Origin of the sequence: Streptomyces cacaoi, assembly GCF_006539165.1 — a bacterium.
Lineage (GTDB): Bacteria > Actinomycetota > Actinomycetes > Streptomycetales > Streptomycetaceae > Streptomyces > Streptomyces cacaoi.
Genome location: NZ_BJMM01000018.1, coordinates 147,897 through 166,901 on the forward strand (window position 1 = coordinate 147,897; position 19,005 = coordinate 166,901).

Consider the following 19,005-nt stretch of genomic DNA (forward strand, 5'->3'; position numbering starts at 1 on the left):
CCGTCTTACCGTCCAGCGTAAACGTGCGGGGCCGCTCGCGGGTTCCGTCGGACCCCGGAGAAGCCCCGTAGGGGAGGCCCCGGCGCGGGCCGGAACCGGCGCCCGGGAGCGCACGCGAGCGGGCCCGGCCGCAGGAGGACCGGACCCGCTCGCAAAGCCGTTCACACAGCCGTTCACACAGCGACACCGGGCGACACGGAACGCTCGCCCACCGTCAGGGCACGCGCACTCGACGACGCGGCATACCCGCTCGGCACCGCGGCGCGCTCACTCGGGAACGATGTTGACCAGCTTCGGCGCACGGACGATCACCTTGCGGATCCCCGCACCGCCCAGCGCCTTCTGCACGGCCGGCTCGGCCAGCGCCGCCGCCTCCAGATCGGCGTCGGTGACGGACGGCGAAACCTCCAGCCTGGCGCGGACCTTGCCCTTGATCTGGACGACGCAGGTGACGGCGTCGTCCACCAGGTGGGCCGGGTCCGCCACGGGGAAGTCCCGGTGGACGACCGAGTCCTCGTGGCCGAGCCTGCGCCACAGCTCCTCGGCGGCGTGCGGCGCCAGCGGGGCGATCAGCAGCACCAGGGTCTCGGCGACCTGGCGCGGCACCTCGCGGGCCTTGGTGACGTGGTTGTTCAGCTCGGTGATCTTGGCGATCGCGGTGTTGAACCGCAGCGCGGCCATGTCCTGGCCGACGCCGTCCACGGCCTTGTGCATGGCGCGCAGCATCTCGACATCCGGCTCGGTGTCCACGACGGCGGCCTCACCGGTGGCCTCGTCGACGACGTTGCGCCACAGCCGCTGGAGCAGCCGGAACTGGCCGACGACGGCGCGGGTGTCCCAGGGGCGCGAGACGTCCAGCGGGCCCATGGCCATCTCGTACAGCCGCAGGGTGTCGGCGCCGAACTCGGCACAGATCTCGTCGGGCGTGACGGCGTTCTTCAGGGACTTGCCCATCTTGCCCAGCAGCCGTGTGACCTTCTCGCCCTGGTAGTAGTACGCGCCGTCGCGCTCCTCCACCTCGGCCGCGGGCACGGCGATCCCCCGGGCGTCGCGGTAGACGTACGCCTGGATCATGCCCTGGTTGTAGAGCTTGTGGAACGGCTCGGACGAGGAGATGTGCCCCAGGTCGTGCAGCACCTTCGACCAGAACCGGGCGTACAGCAGATGCAGCACGGCGTGCTCCTGGCCGCCCACGTACAGGTCGACACCGCCGTGCGGCATGCCCTCGCGCGGGCCCATCCAGTAGCGCTCGACCTCGGGGTCGACCAGTGCGCTGTCGTTGTGCGGGTCCAGGTAGCGCAGCTCGTACCAGCACGAACCGGCCCAGTTGGGCATCGTGTTGGTCTCGCGCCGGAAGCGGCGCGGGCCCTTGCCGTCGCCGAGGTCCAGGGTGACGTTCACCCACTCCTCGTTGCGGGAGAGCGGGGTCTCCGGCGAGGTGTCCGCGTCGTCCGGGTCGAACGTGCGGGGCGAGTAGTCCTCGACCTCGGGCAGTTCCAGGGGCAGCATCGACTCGGGCAGCGGGTGCGCGATGCCGTCCTCGTCGTACACGATCGGGAACGGCTCGCCCCAGTACCGCTGCCGGCTGAACAGCCAGTCCCGCAGCCGGAAGTTGACGGTGCCCTCGCCCAGACCGCGCTCCTCCAGCCAGGCGGTCACCCGCTCCTTGGCCTCGGTGACGCTCAGCCCGTCCAGCGAGATCTGGTGGTCGCTGGAGTTGACGATCTTCGCGTCGTACGAGGAGAAGGCGGCGTCCCAGGTGGACGGGTCCAGGCCGCGGTCGTCGGAGGGCTCCACGACGCAGCGCATCGGCAGCTCGAAGGCGCGCGCGAAGGCGAAGTCCCGCTCGTCGTGCGCCGGAACGGCCATGATCGCGCCGGTGCCGTACCCCATCAGCACATAGTCCGCGATGAAGACCGGGACCCGCTCCTCGCTGACGGGGTTGACCGCGTACGCACCCGTGAAGACGCCGGTCTTGTCCTTGGCCTCCGCCTGGCGCTCGACATCGGACTTGGCCTCGGCCTGCGCCCGGTAGGCGGCCACGGCCTCGTGCGGGGTGGCGTGGCCGCCGGTCCACACCTCGTGGGTGCCCTCCGGCCACGCCTGCGGCGTGATCGTCTCGACCAGCGGATGCTCCGGCGCCAGCACCATGTAGGTGGCGCCGAACAGGGTGTCCTGGCGCGTGGTGAAGACGTCGATGTGCTCGTCGCCCACCGGGAAGGAGATCCGGGCGCCCTCGCTGCGGCCGATCCAGTTGCGCTGCTGGAGCTTGATCGCCTCGGGCCAGTCCAGGCCGTCCAGGTCCTCCAGCAGGCGGTCGGCGTAGGCCGTGATCCGCATGTTCCACTGCCGCAGGTTCGCCTTGAAGACGGGGAAGTTGCCGCGCTCGGAGCGGCCGTCGGCGGTGACCTCCTCATTGGCCAGCACCGTGCCCAGGCCCGGGCTCCAGTTGACGGGGGCGTCCGAGGCGTAGGCCAGCCGGTACTCGCCCAGGACGTCGGCGCGCTCACGCTCGGTCAGCTCCGCCCAGGGGCCGTAGCCCTCGGGCGTCTCCCGCTCACCCGAGGCGAACTGCTCGACCAGCTCCTCGATGGGGCGGGCCTTGCGCTGCGCGGTGTCGTACCAGGAGTTGAAGATCTGGAGGAAGATCCACTGCGTCCAGCGGTAGTACTCGGGGTCGATCGTCGCGAAGCTCCGCCGCCGGTCGTGCCCCAGCCCCAGCCTGCGCAGCTGGGCCTGCATCTGCACCATGTTGGCCTCGGTGGAGGTGCGCGGGTGCGTCCCGGTCTGGACGGCGTACTGCTCGGCCGGCAGCCCGAAGGCGTCGAAGCCCAGCGTGTGCAGCACGTTGTGCCCGGTCATACGCGCGTAGCGGGCGTAGGCGTCGGTCGCGATGTACCCGAGCGGGTGGCCGACGTGCAGGCCCGCACCGGAGGGGTACGGGAACATGTCCATGATGAACTTCTTGGGCTTGGCGGCCTGCGCCGGCTCGCCGCCCAGTTCGCCGTCGCCCGGGTTCGGCGCCTCGTAGGTGCCGTTCTTCTCCCAGAAGTCCTGCCAGCGTGCCTCGATGTCGGCGGCCAGCGCCGCCGTGTAGCGATAGGGGGCCGCGGTCTCGGCGGCGGGAGTCGTCTCGCTCATCGTCCTCTAAGCTCCATCGGTCGTCTCTGCCCAGCGGCCACAAAACGAAAAAACCCCTCGCACAGGAGGGGGAGCCGCGCCGATTCCGGTCCGCGCCGGACCGGCATGATCAACGCGGCTGGCTAAGCAGAAGGCGTACAGCACGCATGCGCTCAGGGTACCGCAACACTTTCGACCCCCTCCCCGGAGCCCCGCGCTCGCCCTTCCCACCGCACTCCCGCAGCCCCCCGCCACGAGAACGACGACAGAAGCCCCCGCCCCTGAGAAACCCGGCGCCCCGCAACAAGCCCAGCAAACCCAGAAGCTCCACAGACAGAGGACAGGAAGCCCGACAAAAAGCCCGGCAAACCGGCACCCGGGCAACAAACGGGACGGGAGAGCCAAAGAGAAAAGCCCAGCCGGAGACGGCAGGAGGGGGTGCGGGTGGCGAAGCCCCCGCCAGGCGCGGGCGAAGCCCCGCGCAAAAACAACGAAAGCGAGGCGGCCACCCCGAAGGGCAGTGGCACACCTCGCCTCTCGCTTTTGTGGAGCTAAGGAGAATCGAACTCCTGACCTCTTGCATGCCATGCAAGCGCTCTACCAACTGAGCTATAGCCCCGGGCTGTGCTCCGCCGGGGTGTTCCCCGCGGCGGCTTCGCCAACTTTACACACAGGTGGCGCCCCACTGCCAAATCGGTGGCCGGCCCCGGTCCCTTCCGGCCAGGACGCCGGGCACGGGGCATCCCGGCACGTCAGGGCCGGTAGTGTCGGGGCGCCCCCGCAGGCCCCGCACCCTGGAGCCATCCCGCGTGAGTACGTTGCAGCAGGCTGCCGCCGGAAAGTGGACCCTGACCCTCCGGGATTTCCTGCTGCGGAGACCGCTGCTGCCGACCGCGGCCGTGTGCCTGGCGTCGTTCGCCGTCTTCTGGACGGCCCAGCGCTTCGCCGAGGTGACGATGGTGGACCTGATGGTCTACCGGGCCGAGGGCTGGGCGGCCCGCGCCGGGCACGACCTGTACGCCCTGCGCGCCACCTACGCGCATCTCCCGATGACGTACCCGCCGTTCGCCGCGCTGGTGTTCCTGCCCCTGACGCTGCTGGACGTCGCGGACATGCGCACCGCGGCGACGGCCCTGAACCTCGTGCTGCTCCTGTGGGTCGTCCATCTGTCCCTGCGACTGCTGGGCCACCCGGTGCGCCTTCCCCGGATCGCGGCGACGTTCCTGATCGGTGCCGCAGCCGTGTGGTGCGAGCCGGTGTGGACGACGCTGCGCTACGGGCAGATCAATCTGCTGCTCGCCGGGCTCGTGCTGTGGGACCTGTCACGGCGCCGGGGGCACCCGTGGGCCGGGGTGGGCATCGGTGTCGCGGCCGGCATCAAACTCACACCGGCCCTGTTCGTGGTCTTCCTCGCCCTGTGCGGTGCCATATGCGGCATCCGTGACCTGCGCCGCACGGGCCGGGCGGCACAGCTGTGGAACCCGTGGCTGCGCCAGGCCGCCGTGGCCACGGCGGCGTTCTGCGGGACGGTGCTCCTCGCGGCGCTGGTGCTGCCGCGGGACTCGCGGAGGTTCTGGGGCGAGGCGATCTTCCAGTCCTCCCGGGTGGGCCGGACGGAGATCTCCGCCAATCAGTCGCTGAGCGGCGTCCTCGCCCGTCTGCTGCACGTGCCGGAACCGGGCGGGGTGTGGGCGGCGGCGGCCGCGCTGACCGTCGTGCTGGGGCTCGGCGCGGCGGTGGCGGCAGCGCTGGCCGGATCGCGCCGGTTGCCCTACGCACCGGCGTGGGCGGCGGTCGCGTGCGCCGTCACAGCGCTCCTCATCAGCCCCATCTCCTGGTCGCACCACTGGGTGTGGTGTGTGCCGATGTTCGCCCTGCTGCTGGCCGAGGCCCGGCGGAGGCCGAGCCGGGGCCGGGCCGGCTGGGCGCTCGCGGTGTCCGTCGCCGCGCTCGTCTTCTGCTCGTACGCCCTGTGGTGGGTACCGCGCGACCCCGGTTCTCCGCATTCGCCCGAACTGCACCAGAACGCGGGGCAGATGGCGCTCTCCGGGCTCTATCCCGCCGTCGGGTTCGGCTTCCTGGTGCTGACGGCCGTCCTCGCCGTGCGGGCGCTGCGCAGGCCGGAGCCGGACGGACCGGCGGACGCCGGGCTCAGGCGGTGGCGAAGGAGTAGAAGCGTTTGAGTGTGCAGTGGGCGTCGAGCAGGCGGCCGTAGATCGGTTCGCCGTCGAGTTCGCGGTAGGTCTCGATCGGGTCGCCCTTTATGATCAGCGCCCGCGCGCAGTCCTCGCACCAGTACTGAAAAGCGCTGTTGACCGGTTCCATGTCGCGGACGATCGGGGTGCCGCTGCCGCACCAGTCGCACTTCCTGCTGTGGGCGCCCATCGCTCACTCAGCTCCAGATGTGGCCGCAAGCCGTGCACACGTAGGAAACTCCTCCATTGTCACCGAGCACTTGGGCGACGTTCGACGAGCCGCAGGACGGGCACTGCAAGAGCTGCGGAGGGTGTCCGTGCTGGAACACGGGGCGCTGCTCTTCCGCACTGGGGATCGTCGCCGGCATCGCGCTCGTCCCTCCCCTCGGCCTTCCCCCTCCCGGCCGTGACGATTCTGCCACGTCCGGGCCCCTCATCTAAGCCCTGGTCAGGGATCCTCCCCCGGACCGGGTGGCCGAACCAAACCCGGGGGCGCACACCCCACCCCCGGCTCCCCCCTGCACCCCCACACGCCACCACCCACACCCAGCAACCCCACCCCGCCCCTCCCCCTGCCGGAACCCCACAGCAACCGGGACGGGAGAGCCAAAGAGAAAACACCAGCCGGAGACGGCAGGGGGGCCGCGGGTGGCGAAGCCCCCGCCAGGCGCGGGCGAAGCCCGGCGCAAAAACAACGAAAGCGAGGCGGCCACCCCGAAGGGCAGTGGCACACCTCGCCTCTCGCTTCTGTGGAGCTAAGGAGAATCGAACTCCTGACCTCTTGCATGCCATGCAAGCGCTCTACCAACTGAGCTATAGCCCCGCGCTCCGGCGCCGGAGCGCCGCGAACGAGAAGTAGCTTACCTGGTGACCTGCCTGAATGAGAAGTCCGCTCCCAGCGGCCCCTCCGGTGGGCACCGGGCAGCCCTGCCCCGGACGTCCCAACCGGCGGCTCCGGACGGGCAGTTGTACCGTCCGTCCCGAAGGGGCGTCCGTACCCGCCGTCCGAAGCGGACCTGTGAACCGGCCGTCCCGTGCGCGGCCGTCTCAGTCGTCGTCGCCGAGGACCGGTTCGGGCAGGCTTCCCGCGTTGTGCTCCAGCAGCCGCCAGCCGCGCGGCGTCTCCCCGAGCACCGACCAGCAGCAGTTCGACAGCCCGCCCAGCGCCTCCCAGGTGCCGGGCGGCAGGCCGATCAGCCGGCCGATCGTGGTGCGGATGGTGCCGCCGTGGCTGACGACGACGAGGGTGCCGCCGTCGGGCAGCTTGTCGACGCTGCGCTCGACGACGGGCGCGGCCCGCTCGGCCACCTCCGTCTCCAGCTCACCGCCGCCGCGCCGCACCGGCTCGCCCCGCTTCCACGCGGCGTACTGCTCGCCGTAGCGCTCCAGGATCTCGTCGTGGGTGAGCCCCTGCCACACGCCCGCGTAGGTCTCCCGCAGGGCCTCGTCGTGCCGTACGCCGAGGCCGGTGACGGCGGCCAGCTCGGCCGCCGTCGCCGCCGTGCGGCGCAGATCGGAGGCGATGATCGCGTCCGGCCTGAGGGCCGCCAGCAGCCGGGCCGCGCGGCGGGCCTGCGCCAGGCCCTCCTCGGTCAGTGCGATGTCCGTGGTGCCCTGGAAGCGGCGCTGGAGGTTCCACTCGGTCTGGCCGTGCCGCCACAGGACGATCTTGCGGTCCCTGACCGCGCCCGCGTCGCCGTTCAGCTCTGCTCTCCGTCCTTGGCGTTCTCGGCGTTCCCGGCGTTCCCGGTGGCGTCGGCGCCCGTCTCGCCGGCGTGCTCCGCCGCCCTGCCGCGGGTCGCCCGCGCGTCCTCGGGGAGGTCGAGCTGCGGGCAGTCCTTCCACAGCCGCTCCAGCGCGTAGAAGACGCGCTCCTCGCTGTGCTGGACGTGGACGACGATGTCGACGTAGTCCAGCAGCACCCAGCGGCCGTCCCGCTCGCCCTCGCGGCGCGTGGGCTTGGCGTCCAGCTCCTTGCGCAGCCGCTCCTCGATCTCGTCGACGATGCCCCTGACCTGGCGGTCGTTGGGTGCTGAGGCGAGGAGGAAGGCGTCGGTGATGGCGAGCACGTCGCTGACGTCGTAGGCGACGATGTCGTGGGCGAGCTTGTCGGCCGCCGCCTGGGCGGCGACATCGATCAGCTCGCGGGAACGGTCCGTGGCGGTCACAGGCAGGCTTTCGGGTCGGGAACGTCGTGTACGTATCGGATTCAAGGGTCTCACGACCGGGTCACCGGCCGTCCGGGGCCGGAGGACGGTCGTACGCGGACGGGCGCAGGGCGGACGCAGACGTGCGCGGCAGCGCGCCGCAGCACGCGGTCGTGCGCGCGGAGGGGGTGCCGACCCCGGCCGGCACCCCCTCCGCAGAGGCACGGTCACCCCTTGTAGTCGGCGCCCAGCACCACCGCGACATCGGCGTTGGCCGCCGTGCTGCCCTTCTGCACCGCGCCGGCGCCCAGGCCGAGCGTCTTGGCGACCTCTTCGGCCTTGGCCCGGTTCTCCGGCTTGTCGTAGCTCACCCTGCTCCGGGCCCGGGTGGCGCCGTTGCCGGCGTCGACCACCGCGTATCCGCCGTTCACCAGCGCGGCCGAGGCGGTGTTGTCCAGGCCGCGCTTCCCGGCGGCGTTCTGGAGGCTGACGCGCAGCGTGCCGTTCGGGTCGGAGTTCTTCACGGTGCCGCCGAGCACCTTCTTGACGACCTCGTCGCCCGCCTGCTTGCCGAGGGTGCCGTTCGCCTCCACGGGGAGCGCCGTGGTGCGGTAGTCGCCCTGCTTGGCGCGCTCGGCGAGCTTGGCGAGGGAGGCGCCGAGCTGGCCCTCGGTCAGGGACGGGTCGGGGATCTGGCCGAGCGACTCGACGGTCCTGGTGGCGGCCTTGCCGTCGGACGAGATCTTCTTGAGCACGGCCTGCATGACCTGGCCGAAGCGGGCCAGCTGCTTGCCCTGCGGCTCGCCCTGTGCCCGGTAGGTGGCGTAGGCGACGGCGGCCCGGCCGTCCAGGTCCTGTGCGGCACCGCGCTCGACCAGCGGCGGGCCGCCCTTCTTCTTGCCGGGGACGGTGGCGTCGGTGTCCAGCGCGACCCCGCCGACGAGTTCGACCAGGTTCTCCAGATAGGGCGTGTCCAGCCGCCAGGTGCCCTTGATGTCGGCCCCGAGCAGGGTGCTCAGCGCCTCCCTGGTGGGGGCGGCGCCCTCGTCCTCGACGGACTTGCCCAGCGTCGTCGTGCTGCCCTCACCGTTCGTCACGGCAAGGGAGTTGGGCAGCAGGACGGTGGTGCCCTCGCCCGCGCCGGCGTTGTCGACCAGCAGGGCCGTCGAGTTGCCGTGGCCGCCGGTCTCGCGCAGATGGACGACGATCACGTCGCGCTGCTTGCCCGCCGCCGCGCCGCTCTTGCTCCCGGCGCCGTCGAGTCCGGGCAGCATGCCCGCGTACCAGAGGTAGCCCACGCCGCCCGCCACCACGAGGACCAGCGCGACCACCAGCGCCACGACGCGGTTGCGGCCCCGGCGCCTGGCCTCCTCGCGGCGTTCGGTGCGGCTCTCGGTGAACTTCAGCCAGTCGATGACGTCTTCGGAGTCGTCGTCCGGCTCCTCGACGAAGGAGAACTGCTCGGTGCGGTAGTCGCGGTCCTCGCCGCCCTGGGCCTGGCCTTGGCCTTGGCCCTGGCTCTTGCCGGGACCGGGGCCTGCCGGGGCCGCTGCGGGCGCCGGCCCCTGCGCGGCCTCCTGCCCGGGGGCGGCGGGCGGCGCCGCGGGGGCGGCCGTGCCGTATGCCTCGGGCGCGCCCTGGGCGTAGGCGTCCGGTGCGCCGTATCCGGGGGCGCCCGCGTAGGGCTGCTGCTGGGTGCCGTGCTGCTGACCGGCGCCGTAGGGCGCGTTCGCGTCGTACTGCTCCTGCTGGGGCGCGCCGGACTGCTGCGGGAACCACTCCTGCTGCTGGGTGCCCTGGTGGCCGGGCTGCTGGGCGTACGGGTCCGGATAGCCCTGGCCCGGCCCGCCCGCGTAGGGGTCGTGGCCCGGCTGTGCGTACGGGTCGTAGCCGGGGTGCGGGGCCTGGGCCGCGTAGGGGTCCTGGCCGGGCTGCACCGGGGCGCCCTGCTGGGGGGCCTGCTGCGGGGCAGCCTGGGGCGGCTGGGCGTAGACCGGCCTGCCGTACTCGTCGTAGCCGACGATCTGCGGCTGCTGCCCGTACGGGTCGTATCCGTAGCCGTCGTTCACGCGTGCGACCCCACTTCTCGGCCGTCCCCGTCGGTCCCCGGCCCCCGGTACAGCGCGCGCTTGCTGATGTACCGGACGACGCCGTCGGGCACCAGGTACCAGACCGGGTCGCCGCGCTCCACCCGGGCGCGGCAGTCGGTGGAGGAGATGGCCAGCGCCGGGACCTCCATCAGCGTGACCCCGCCGAGGGGCAGCCCGGGGTCGGTCAGTGCGTGGCCGGGGCGGGTGACACCGATGAAGTGGGCCAGGGAGAACAGCTCTTCGGTGTTGCGCCAGCTGAGGATCTGGGAGAGCGCGTCGGCCCCGGTGATGAAGAACAGGTCGGTGTCGCGGTTGAGTTCGGACAGTTCGCGCAGCGTGTCTATCGTGTACGTCTTGCCGCCGCGGTCGATGTCGATCCGGCTGACCGAGAACTGCGGATTCGACGCCGTGGCGATGACGGTCATCAGATAGCGGTCCTCGGCGGGCGAGACCGTCTTGTGGCTCTTCTGCCAGGGCTGGCCGGCGGGCACGAACACGACCTCGTCGAGGTGGAAGCGGGCCGCCACCTCGCTCGCGGCCACGAGATGGCCGTGGTGGATGGGGTCGAAGGTGCCGCCCATCACGCCGAGCCGCCGCTTACCGGTGCCGGGCACTGTCTCCTCGCCGTCCTCTCCCATGCGTGGGGACCCTATCCTCTGTCCGGGTGCCGGACGGCATCCCCGGTTCGGGAGCCGGAGGGCTCAGCGGTCCCGGTTGAAACGGGTGGTGATCCACAGCAGCAGGAACAGCGCGACGAGCGCGCCGCCCCCGGTCAGGAACGGGCTGAGGCTCTCGTGGCCACCCTCGCCGTGCTCGCCTCCGGAGGCCAGCGTGAGCAGGGTGTCGTGTGCGGTGGTGGGCAGCGTCATCGTCGTCGGACCTATCCCGTGCGGAGCGGACAGTTGGCTGTGCCGCACCGGGGCGCGGCACTGGCTGTGCAGGCACATCGTAAGCGTGCGCCCTGACCGGGCTCACGCCGACTCAGCTCCGGGCTGTGCGGCCGGGCGCTGCCCGGAGTTGCGTGGTGCTGCCAGGTATGACCGCTCGGTGTGCGTCCGGTCCGCGGGGCCGGGCAACGGGACGGCCCCGCTCCGCGTCCACCCTCTAGTCTGGACAGTCCAGCCGAAGAGGGGGAGTCAGATGACAGACGGCACCGCCGGCACCGAACGGCTGCCGGGCCGCGACAGGCGGCGTTTCCCGGGGATCTCTTCCCGTGCGTACGAACATCCGGCCGACCGTTCCGCGCTGGTCGCGCTCCGCAAGCTGAGCGGCTTCGACACGGTCTTCAAGGCCCTGAGCGGGCTGCTGCCCGAGCGCAGTCTGCGGCTGCTGTTCCTCTCGGACTCGGTACGGGTCGGCGACGAGCAGTTCGCGCATCTCAACGTGATGCTGCGGGACGCCTGTTACATCCTGGACCTGGAGAAGGTCCCGCCGATGTACGTCAAGCAGGACCCGCAGCCGACCGCCATGTGCATCGGCCTCGACGAGCCGATCATCGTGGTCTCGACGGGGCTCGTCGAACTGCTCGACGAGGAGGAGATGCGTGCCGTCGTCGGCCACGAGGTCGGGCACGCGCTCTCCGGGCACGCGGTGTACCGGACGATACTGCTGTTCCTGACGAACCTGGCGCTGAAGGTGGCGTGGATCCCGCTGGGGAATGTCGCGATCATGGCGATCGTCACGGCGCTGCGCGAGTGGTTCCGCAAGTCCGAACTGTCGGCCGACCGGGCCGGGTTGCTGGTCGGGCAGGACCTTCAGGCGTCCATGCGCGGCCTGATGAAGCTCGCGGGCGGCAACCATCTGCACGAGATGAACGTCGACGCCTTCCTCAAGCAGGCCGAGGAGTACGAGGCGGGCGGCGATCTGCGCGACTCCGTGCTGAAGATCATGAATGTGCTGCCGCGCAGCCATCCGTTCACCACCGTGCGCGCCGCCGAGTTGAAGCGGTGGCACGACAGCCGCGACTTCCAGCGGATCATGGACGGCCACTACCCCCGGCGCGAGGAGGACAAGGACACCTCCGTCAGCGACTCGTTCCGGCAGTCGGCCGATCACTACGCCTCGTCGGTGAAGAACAGCAAGGACCCGCTGATGGGCCTCGTCCGGGACATCGCGGGCGGCGCCGGTGACCTCGGCGGCCGGCTGCGCGACACCTTCACCGGCCGCTCCCGCCCCTCCGGCGGAAACACCGACGGCAACGGGAACGGGAACGGCAACGGCAACGGCAGCGAGGGCGGTGACGGGGACGGCGGAGGCTCCACCGGGGCGTCCGGGCGTTAGTGCGAGGGATGGTCCGGGCTCGGCTGGGCGTCGGCGGCCAGCAGTCCGCACATCGAGTCGGTCGACCGGCCCCGTGCGTACGGGTCGGTCCCGGCCAGCCCGGCATCCTTCGCCTTCTGGCCCGCGTGCAGCGGGGACAGCGCGGCCGACTGGTCCTCCGAGCAGTTGAGCGGGCCGGCCCGCATCGTGACCTGGCGGACGCTCAGTTGGTGCTCGCGCAGATTCTGGCGCTCTATGTGGAAGCGGACCTCGCGCCGCAGTGAGAAGAGCGAGGCGGACTTCTTGGCGTCCTTGCCCTTGCCCAGCTCGGTGGGGCGCACGGCGTAGACGAACACGTGGTCGGCGGTGACCTCCAGCGCGTTGGGGCCGACCTCCTGGACGCCCATCGTGCCGTTGACCCGCACCATCGGGTCGGCCAGCGTCGTCTTCGCCGGGTCGAAGCGCACCATCCAGGCCGTGGCCGCGTGCCGTCCGTCGTTGCGGGGGTTGTCGAGGCTCTGGTCGAACTGCTCCTGCTGACCGGGCGTGAGCAGGACGCGGACGGGGCGCACGGAGCCGCCCTTGAGCACCTTCGGATCGAGCGAGCTCTCGATGATGTACTGCTTGGCGTCCGAGAGCGCGGCGAGGACCTGGCTCTCCGTGAAGTGCTCCGTGCGCCGCTCCGTGGGCGCCACCACTCCGGCGGCTCCCTTCTCGAACTCGGCAGCCGGACTGTGCTCGAACAGGTCCGCCGTGGTTGCCCCGGGCACCGGGTCGCGGGGTGCGAGCGGCAGCAGTTCGCTGCGCATCGGCTCGGCGTCCGGCTTCGGCGGGCTGTGGTACGGGTTGCGTATCCCCATGTAGATGGCCGTTCCGAAGGCCAGCGCGATCAGCAGCACCAGGACCAGGCCCTGCCGGGAGAAGCTGAGGCCCGTGCGGCTGCCGGGGCCGAGCGCGGGACGGGAGCGCACGGCCGCGTGCTCCTCGTCCTCCAGCCGCTCGCGCGCCGAGAACTCCTGGAGCCGGGCCGCCTGGACGAACGAGTCGTCGAACACCACGGACCGGAACTCGTCGTCGCCGCCCGGGGAACCGCCGCCGTCCGGCGTTCCCTCGGGAGGATCCACTCGCCCGCCCATAGGAACAGAGTAGGACCGACCGGGCGGGGGTGGGCGGGCCGGTGCCGGACAAGCTGCGGGATTCTTATGCGACTGTTTCCTGTCGGCCACCGGCCCGTGGCCGTATCCGGCCTGCCGCCGCTCCAGGGCTGTTTCCCGTCGGCCGACGTTCCACGGCAGGTACCCGCCGACTGCCGTTCCGGGGGCCGATCGCCGTTCCCGCTGCCTGCCGCCGTTCCAGGGCCCGGGCCGTTCCGGTGGCCGGGGCCGTTCCGGCGGCCGGGCCGGGCGCGGAGTCGGTACGGCGCAGGCCGGTGCGGTGCGGGGCCGGTACGGCGGGATCGCGGTGGCCGGGCCGGTCAGCCCGGTGGCTCGGCCGTCGCGGTGGGTGCGCGGGGTTCGGCGGAGACCGGGGGCAGGGAGCCGGGGGCCGCCGACGGGGACGGCGACGGCTCGACGCCGGTGGTGGCGGGCGGCGGGGTGGGTTCCTGCCGGTGGCCGGCGGCCCCGCGGTAGACGGCGACGAAGGCGAGCGCGACCATGCCGATGCCCATCACCACGGCCAGCACCCAGGCGATGGGCCGCTGCCAGCTCGCGCTGCCGCGGTACGGGCGCGCGGAGCGGCCGCGCGCCCCGTACGGGCCGCCGAAACGACCTCGGGCGCCGTAGGCGCCGTACGCGTAGCCGTAGTCGGAGCCGTGCTCGTACGCCGGGTCCAGCTCGGGCGGGTACCCGCCCACGGGCGGGGCCGACGGGTCGAAGGGCGGGAAGGGTGCGGCGGCGCCCGGAACGCCGGGGACGCCCGGAGCACCGGGGGCGCCGGAGAGACCGCCGTAGTCGGAGCGGTCGAAGCGGCCCTCGTCGTCGGCGGAATCGGTACCGGTGGAACCGGCCGCGTCGGCGTCGGCCTCGTCGGCCGGGCCGTACGGGTCGCCGCCCGGTCCGTGGCCGGGGGCGTCCTCGATGATCCGGGGCGCGCCCGTCTCGCCGTTCTCGCCGTCGGCCCGGGAGCGGTCCGCGGCAAGCCGGCGTTCCGCCGCGGTCGGTTCATGGACCGTGGCGGAACGCACGAAGTCCTCGTCGAACACCACGGAGGCGAACTCCTCGTCCGCTGCCCCGTGGTCGCGGTACTCGGGCTCCTCGCCGTCCGGGAACGGCTGGCCCCCCACCTCGTCCGGCACGGGGCCCAGCCTAGACCTAACCGGTCAATTTGGGCAGTGCGAGCGGGAATTCACCCACGCACATGCCCCTCACCGGTGATCACGTACTTCGTGGAGGTCAGCTCCGGCAGGCCCATGGGGCCGCGGGCGTGCAGTTTCTGGGTGGAGATGCCGATCTCGGCGCCGAAGCCGAACTGGCTGCCGTCGGTGAACCGGGTGGAGGCGTTGACCATCACGGCGGCCGCGTCGACCAGGGCGGTGAACCGGCGGGCGGCCGCGGTGTCCCGGGTGACGACGGCCTCCGTGTGGCCGGAGCTCCATGTCCTGATGTGCTCGACGGCGGCGTCCAGCGAGGGGACGACGGCGGCGGCGATGTCGTAGGAGAGGTACTCCTCGGCCCAGTCCTGCTCCCCGGCGGGCAGCACCTTCGTCCCGGCCGCCTCGCCCGCCTTCTGCCAGGCGTCGTCCCCGTGCACGGTCACCCCGGCGGCGGTGAGGGCGTCGAGGGCGCGGGGCAGGAAGGTGTCGGCGATCCCGGCGTGCACCAGGACGGTCTCGGCCGCGTTGCAGACGCTGGGCCGCTGTGCCTTGGAGTTGACGAGGATCTCCAGCGCGGAGTCGAGGTCGGCCGCCTCGTCGATGTACACATGGCAGTTGCCGGTGCCGGTCTCGATCACCGGCACCGTGGAGCCCTCGACGACGGTCCTGATCAGCGAGGCGCCGCCGCGCGGGATGAGCACGTCGACGAGGCCGCGGGCGCGCATCAGCTCGGTGACGCTCTCCCTGCTCTCGCCGGGGACGAGCTGGACGACGTCCGCCGGGAGCCCGGCCTCCTGCACGGCGTCGCGCAGTACGGCGACGAGCGCGGTGTTGGAGGCGTGCGCCGAGGAGGAGCCGCGCAGCAGGACGGCGTTGCCGGACTTGAGGCAGAGCGCGGCGGCGTCGACGGTGACGTTCGGGCGGGCCTCGTAGACGATCCCGACGACCCCGAGGGGGACGCGGATCTGCCGCAGCTCCAGGCCGTTGGGCAGCGTCGAGCCGCGCTGCACCTGGCCGACCGGGTCGGGCAGGCCGACGACGTCGCGCACGTCGGCGGCGATCCGCTCGATGCGTTCGGGGGTGAGGGTGAGCCGGTCGACGATCGACTCGGGGGTGCCGGCCGCCCGGGCCCTGGCGATGTCGTCGGCGTTGGCGGCGACGATCGCCTCCGTGCCGTCGGTCAGCGCCCGCGCGATCGCCTCCAGCGCGGCGTCGCGGGTGCTGCGCGGGGCCGGCGCGAGCGCCGCCGCTGCCGTCTGGGCCCGGCGCGCGGCGGCGACGACGGGGGTGTCGGTGGTCTGCCCGGAGGTCTGCGGTGCGCTCATGCGGCGCATGGTAGCCGGGGGTGCGCGGCGGTGGCCCGGCGTCTCGGATGGGGGACGGCGGGCCCGGGACCCCGGCGGGCACGTCCCGCCGGAGCCGGTCGGAGGACCGCCCTCCGGACCGGCGTTCGGGTCGCCGATCGGAGCGGCGTTCCGGAGGGCGGTCGGAACGCCGCTCGGAACGCCCGTCCGAAGGGCGCCCGGAGCGCGGGTCCGACCGCGAGGGGAAGGGTGGTCGGCAGAGCGGTCGTGGGGGCCGCCGGACATCGTGCGGCTGTTCAGAAGGGGTGGACGCCGACGGGGGTGGCGGGCGGCGGGCCGTAGCCCTCGGCGACCCGCTGGTGGTAGGTCTCCCTGTCGATCACTTCCAGGCCGACGATCTCCCACGGCGGCAGCTGCGCCGAGGCACGGTGCTCGCCCCACAGCCGCAGCGCCACGGCGGCGGCGTCGTGCAGATCGCGCGCCTCCTCCCAGTACCGGATCTCGGCGTGGTCGGTGGCGTAGCGGCTGGTCAGCAGGAAGGGGTGGTCGTGGGCGAGCTGCTGGAGCCCGCGGCGCACCTCGGCGAGCGGTGCCTCGGCTCCGGCGACGCTGAGCGTGATGTGCCAGAGCCTGGCCCCGGGCGCTTCGCCGCGCTCCTCGGGGGAGGGCTCGCGCCGGGGAACGGGCGCCGTGTCGACACTGGCCAGTCGTCTCACCGGTGGCCTCCTGGTGTGCTGCTGGTCCTGCTCGGCCGCTTGGTCCCGCGCGCTGCGTGCACGTGCGGATGCACGGGCAGCGCGGCACCTCCGCGTCAAAGTTGACCAGTCCGCGCCCCTGAATGGGGCCGTTTTCCAGAAGCTGTCCATGGAAGGGCAGGTCTTTTTCCGATCTTGCCCATGTATGACACCCGGAGCCGGGCCCCGGGGCATCGATCCCCAGGGCCTCCCCGCGCCCTCGCTCAGGGCCCGAGCACCACCAGGTCGTCGCGGTGCACGACCTCGCGTTCGTACTCCGGGCCCAGCTCCCTGGCCAGCTCGTGTGTGCTGCGGCCCAGCAGCCGCGGCAGCTCCTTCGCGTCGAAGGCCACCAGGCCCCGGGCGACGGCCCGGCCCTGCTGGTCGCGCAGCTCGACCGGGTCGCCCGCGGTGAACTCGCCCTCCACCCCGGCGATCCCGGCCGGCAGCAGCGAGGTGCGCCGGTCGACGACGGCCCGCACCGCGCCCTCGTCCAGGGTGAGCGCGCCCGCCGGTGTCGACGCGTGCGCGAGCCACAGCAGCCGTCCGGCCGCGCGCCGCCCCGTGGGGTGGAACCAGGTGCCGGTGTCCCGGCCCGCGAGGGCGTCCGCCGCCCGGGCCGCCGAGGTGAGCACGACCGGCACCCCGGCACCGGCCGCGATCCGGGCGGCCTCCACCTTGGTGACCATGCCGCCGGTGCCGACCCCGGCCCGGCCCGCGCTGCCGATGCGGACGCCGTCCAGCTCGGCGGGCCCGTGCACCTCCTCGATCCGGCGGGTGCCCGGGGTGGACGGGTCGCCGTCGTAGAGGCCGTCCACGTCGGAGAGGAGGACGAGCAGGTCGGCGCGGACCAGGTGGGCGACCAGCGCGGCCAGCCGGTCGTTGTCGCCGAAGCGGATCTCGTCCGTGGCGACGGTGTCGTTCTCGTTGACGACCGGCACGGCGCCCATCGTCAGCAGCTGGTCCAGCGTGCGGTAGGCGTTCCGGTAGTGGGTGCGGCGGCTGGTGTCGTCGGAGGTGAGGAGCACCTGGCCGACGCCGCGGCCGTAGCGCGCGAACGATGCGGTGTACCGGGCGACGAGCAGGCCCTGGCCCACGCTGGCCGCCGCCTGCTGCCGGGCCAGGTCGCGCGGGCGCCGCTCCAGGCCGAGCGGGGCCAGGCCGGCGGCGATCGCGCCCGAGGAGACGAGCACGATCTCGCGGCCCCGCGTCCCGCCGTGCTGGGCCAGGACGTCGACGAGGGCGTCGACCCGGTCGGCGTCCAGGCCGCCGGCCCGGGTCGTCAGCGACGACGAGCCGACCTTGACGACGATCCGGCGTGCCTGCCGCACCGCCTCGCGCGGGCCCGGGCGCGCGTCGGCCCGGCCGCCTCCGGGAGCGGCCGGAGCCCGGTCGGCGCCGACCCCGCCCTGGTGACTGTCCGTGTTCTCCTCATGGGCCCCGCCGGCCCCGCCCTCTGCTGCCACGTCCCTCTGCGTCCTCGACCTTCTCGATCTCGTCGGCCTTCTCGGTGCCGGTCGGCCTTCTCGGTCCTCTGCGGCGTTCTCCGGCCCTGCGGCGTTCCCCGCGCGACCGGAATCCCGGCCTCCGGGAAACCCGCACCTGTGCGACCGACTCGTGAACGAACGGAGACCGCCTCCCCCGCCACGGTCGGCCCCTCCCCTCCCCCGGCGGCCCCGTGACCAGGCCGGTCGCGGCCTCCCCTGGGCGCAATCTACGTCAGCGCCCCTCCGCGCCGCCCCCGCGTTCCGCGCCGTGGACGCGTGAGGATGGTTACCTTTGCCGGTTCCGTGCCCGCTCACGGGGCCGGGCGGCGCCCGCGCGGGGCCGCCGAAGATTGGCACTTGACCCGGGACCGTCATACGGTCAGTGGTCGACCACTGGCCGCGTGGCCACCGTCCGTAGAAGTTCCTCGATCTCCATGCCAGGAGCCCAGCCCGTGCCCTCTGCCGGACTCTCCCCACGACGCGCCGTACAGCTGGCGGCGCTGCTCGCGCTGGCGGTGTTCTACACCGCACAGCTCGCGGGCGCGTTGCTACCGAACGTGCCCGTCTTCGTCGCCGCATCCCTCGCGGGACTCGCCCTCGACCTGTACCTGACGCACCGGCAGCCCGGCCTGCTGGCTCTGCTCGGCAAGGTCCGCTTCGACGTCACCACGCGGCAGCTGCTGCGCGACATGCTGATCGTCATCGGCCTCGTCCGGATCCCGGATGTGCCGCCGGACATCGAGCGCCCCCTCACCCTGCTGCTGCTCGCCGCCTACGCCGCGCACTTCCTGTGCCAGGCCGTGGCCCAGCTGGTACGGCGGACCCGCACCCTGCCGGTCGTCACCCGCAACATCGACGCCTCCGCGCTCCGTCTCACCCCGGCACCGCCCCGGCTGCTGGCCCGCCAGCCCAGCCGCCGGCTGCTGCGCTTCTCCATCCCCGGCGCGCTCGGTCTGATGCTCAGCGCCGGGCTGTCCGCCGAAGCCTGGGGCCTCATCGGGGTCAGCCTCTCCTTCCTGCTCTCCTTCGGCAGCGCGATCCACCTGGGCACCTGGCTGCTGCCGAAGAAGCGGCCCGCGAGCGAGCAGAAGGTTCTCGACTGGCTGGACGCCTGGCTCGCCGAGTACAAGCCCACCGTCGGCATGTACTTCTCCGGCGGGACGACCTCCGCGTACCAGGCCAACATGTGGCTCTCCACGCTCGCCGAGCTGGACGGACGGCCCCTGATCGTGCTGCGCGAGCGGTTCATGGTGCAGAAGATCGAGGCCACGGACGTCCCGATCGTGTGCATCCCGAAGGTGGCGCATCTGATGCAGCTGGAGCACTCCGCACTGCGTGTGCTGCTGCACCCGGCC

General features: G+C 72.6%; 14 protein-coding genes, 2 tRNA genes and 1 pseudogene. 3 read left to right on the plus strand and 14 right to left on the minus strand.

The window, feature by feature from the left end; translation table 11 throughout:
- Window positions 1-267 precede the first annotated feature (267 nt).
- Window positions 268-3,141, minus strand: a complete 2,874-nt coding sequence (gene leuS, locus SCA03_RS18355) for a leucine--tRNA ligase (protein WP_030891359.1) — start codon at window positions 3,139-3,141, stop codon at window positions 268-270.
- A 525-nt stretch (window positions 3,142-3,666) separates the two neighbouring features.
- Window positions 3,667-3,739: transfer RNA gene (locus SCA03_RS18360), tRNA-Ala, on the minus strand.
- A 190-nt stretch (window positions 3,740-3,929) separates the two neighbouring features.
- Between SCA03_RS18360 and SCA03_RS18365 the strand changes: the two genes are divergently transcribed.
- Window positions 3,930-5,303 carry a glycosyltransferase 87 family protein gene (locus tag SCA03_RS18365; RefSeq protein WP_371863957.1) on the plus strand — a complete coding sequence of 458 codons (1,374 nt, stop codon included), beginning with the start codon at window positions 3,930-3,932 and terminating at the stop codon, window positions 5,301-5,303.
- Here SCA03_RS18365 and SCA03_RS18370 read toward each other — a convergent pair.
- From SCA03_RS18370 to SCA03_RS35155, 7 genes are all read right to left on the minus strand, one after another.
- Window positions 5,272-5,505, minus strand: a complete 234-nt coding sequence (locus tag SCA03_RS18370) for a hypothetical protein (RefSeq protein WP_030892913.1) — start codon at window positions 5,503-5,505, stop codon at window positions 5,272-5,274. The two genes, SCA03_RS18365 and SCA03_RS18370, sit on opposite strands and share 32 nt — an antisense overlap.
- 560 nt (window positions 5,506-6,065) lie before the next feature.
- Window positions 6,066-6,138: transfer RNA gene (locus tag SCA03_RS18380), tRNA-Ala, on the minus strand.
- 224 nt (window positions 6,139-6,362) lie between these two features.
- On the minus strand, window positions 6,363-7,019 hold the full coding sequence (locus SCA03_RS18385) for a histidine phosphatase family protein (protein ID WP_030892093.1): 657 nt from the start codon (window positions 7,017-7,019) through the stop codon (window positions 6,363-6,365).
- Complete coding sequence (gene rsfS, locus SCA03_RS18390; protein WP_086814922.1) at window positions 7,016-7,483, minus strand: ribosome silencing factor; 468 nt, start codon at window positions 7,481-7,483, stop codon at window positions 7,016-7,018. Before rsfS ends, SCA03_RS18385 begins: the two co-directional genes overlap by 4 nt.
- 206 nt (window positions 7,484-7,689) lie before the next feature.
- A complete protein-coding gene (locus SCA03_RS18395; RefSeq protein ID WP_086814923.1) occupies window positions 7,690-9,531 on the minus strand; it encodes an LCP family protein in 1,842 nt (613 codons plus the stop codon).
- Window positions 9,528-10,190: a nicotinate-nucleotide adenylyltransferase gene (nadD, locus tag SCA03_RS18400; RefSeq protein ID WP_030892103.1), complete on the minus strand. Its 663-nt coding sequence runs from the start codon at window positions 10,188-10,190 to the stop codon at window positions 9,528-9,530. The genes SCA03_RS18395 and nadD overlap by 4 nt, the downstream gene beginning before the upstream one ends.
- A gap of 63 nt (window positions 10,191-10,253) precedes the next feature.
- On the minus strand, window positions 10,254-10,421 hold the full coding sequence (locus SCA03_RS35155) for a hypothetical protein (RefSeq protein ID WP_037853371.1): 168 nt from the start codon (window positions 10,419-10,421) through the stop codon (window positions 10,254-10,256).
- A gap of 271 nt (window positions 10,422-10,692) precedes the next feature.
- Between SCA03_RS35155 and SCA03_RS18405 the strand changes: the two genes are divergently transcribed.
- Window positions 10,693-11,832, plus strand: coding sequence for a M48 family metallopeptidase (locus tag SCA03_RS18405; RefSeq protein ID WP_086814924.1), 1,140 nt, complete (start codon window positions 10,693-10,695; stop codon window positions 11,830-11,832).
- On the opposite strand, the gene SCA03_RS18410 is transcribed toward SCA03_RS18405, so the two are convergent.
- From SCA03_RS18410 to proB, 5 genes are all read right to left on the minus strand, one after another.
- Entirely contained in the window at window positions 11,829-12,947 is a 1,119-nt protein-coding gene (locus SCA03_RS18410) for an SCO2583 family membrane protein (protein WP_030892109.1), read from the minus strand. The genes SCA03_RS18405 and SCA03_RS18410 overlap by 4 nt on opposite strands.
- Window positions 12,948-13,285: 338 nt before the next feature.
- Window positions 13,286-14,107, minus strand: coding sequence for an SCO2584 family spore wall biosynthesis protein (locus SCA03_RS36325; RefSeq protein WP_230988792.1), 822 nt, complete (start codon window positions 14,105-14,107; stop codon window positions 13,286-13,288).
- 50 nt (window positions 14,108-14,157) lie between these two features.
- A complete protein-coding gene (locus SCA03_RS18420) occupies window positions 14,158-15,459 on the minus strand; it encodes a glutamate-5-semialdehyde dehydrogenase (RefSeq protein WP_086818107.1) in 1,302 nt (433 codons plus the stop codon).
- 266 nt (window positions 15,460-15,725) lie between these two features.
- Window positions 15,726-16,145, minus strand: coding sequence for a DUF8830 family protein (locus SCA03_RS18425; protein ID WP_230988793.1), 420 nt, complete (start codon window positions 16,143-16,145; stop codon window positions 15,726-15,728).
- 242 nt (window positions 16,146-16,387) lie between these two features.
- A complete protein-coding gene (gene proB, locus SCA03_RS18430) occupies window positions 16,388-17,494 on the minus strand; it encodes a glutamate 5-kinase (protein ID WP_141275501.1) in 1,107 nt (368 codons plus the stop codon).
- Between the two features lie 608 nt (window positions 17,495-18,102).
- Between proB and SCA03_RS18435 the strand changes: the two are divergent.
- A pseudogene (locus SCA03_RS18435) lies at window positions 18,103-19,005 on the plus strand (hypothetical protein); the annotation flags it as partial.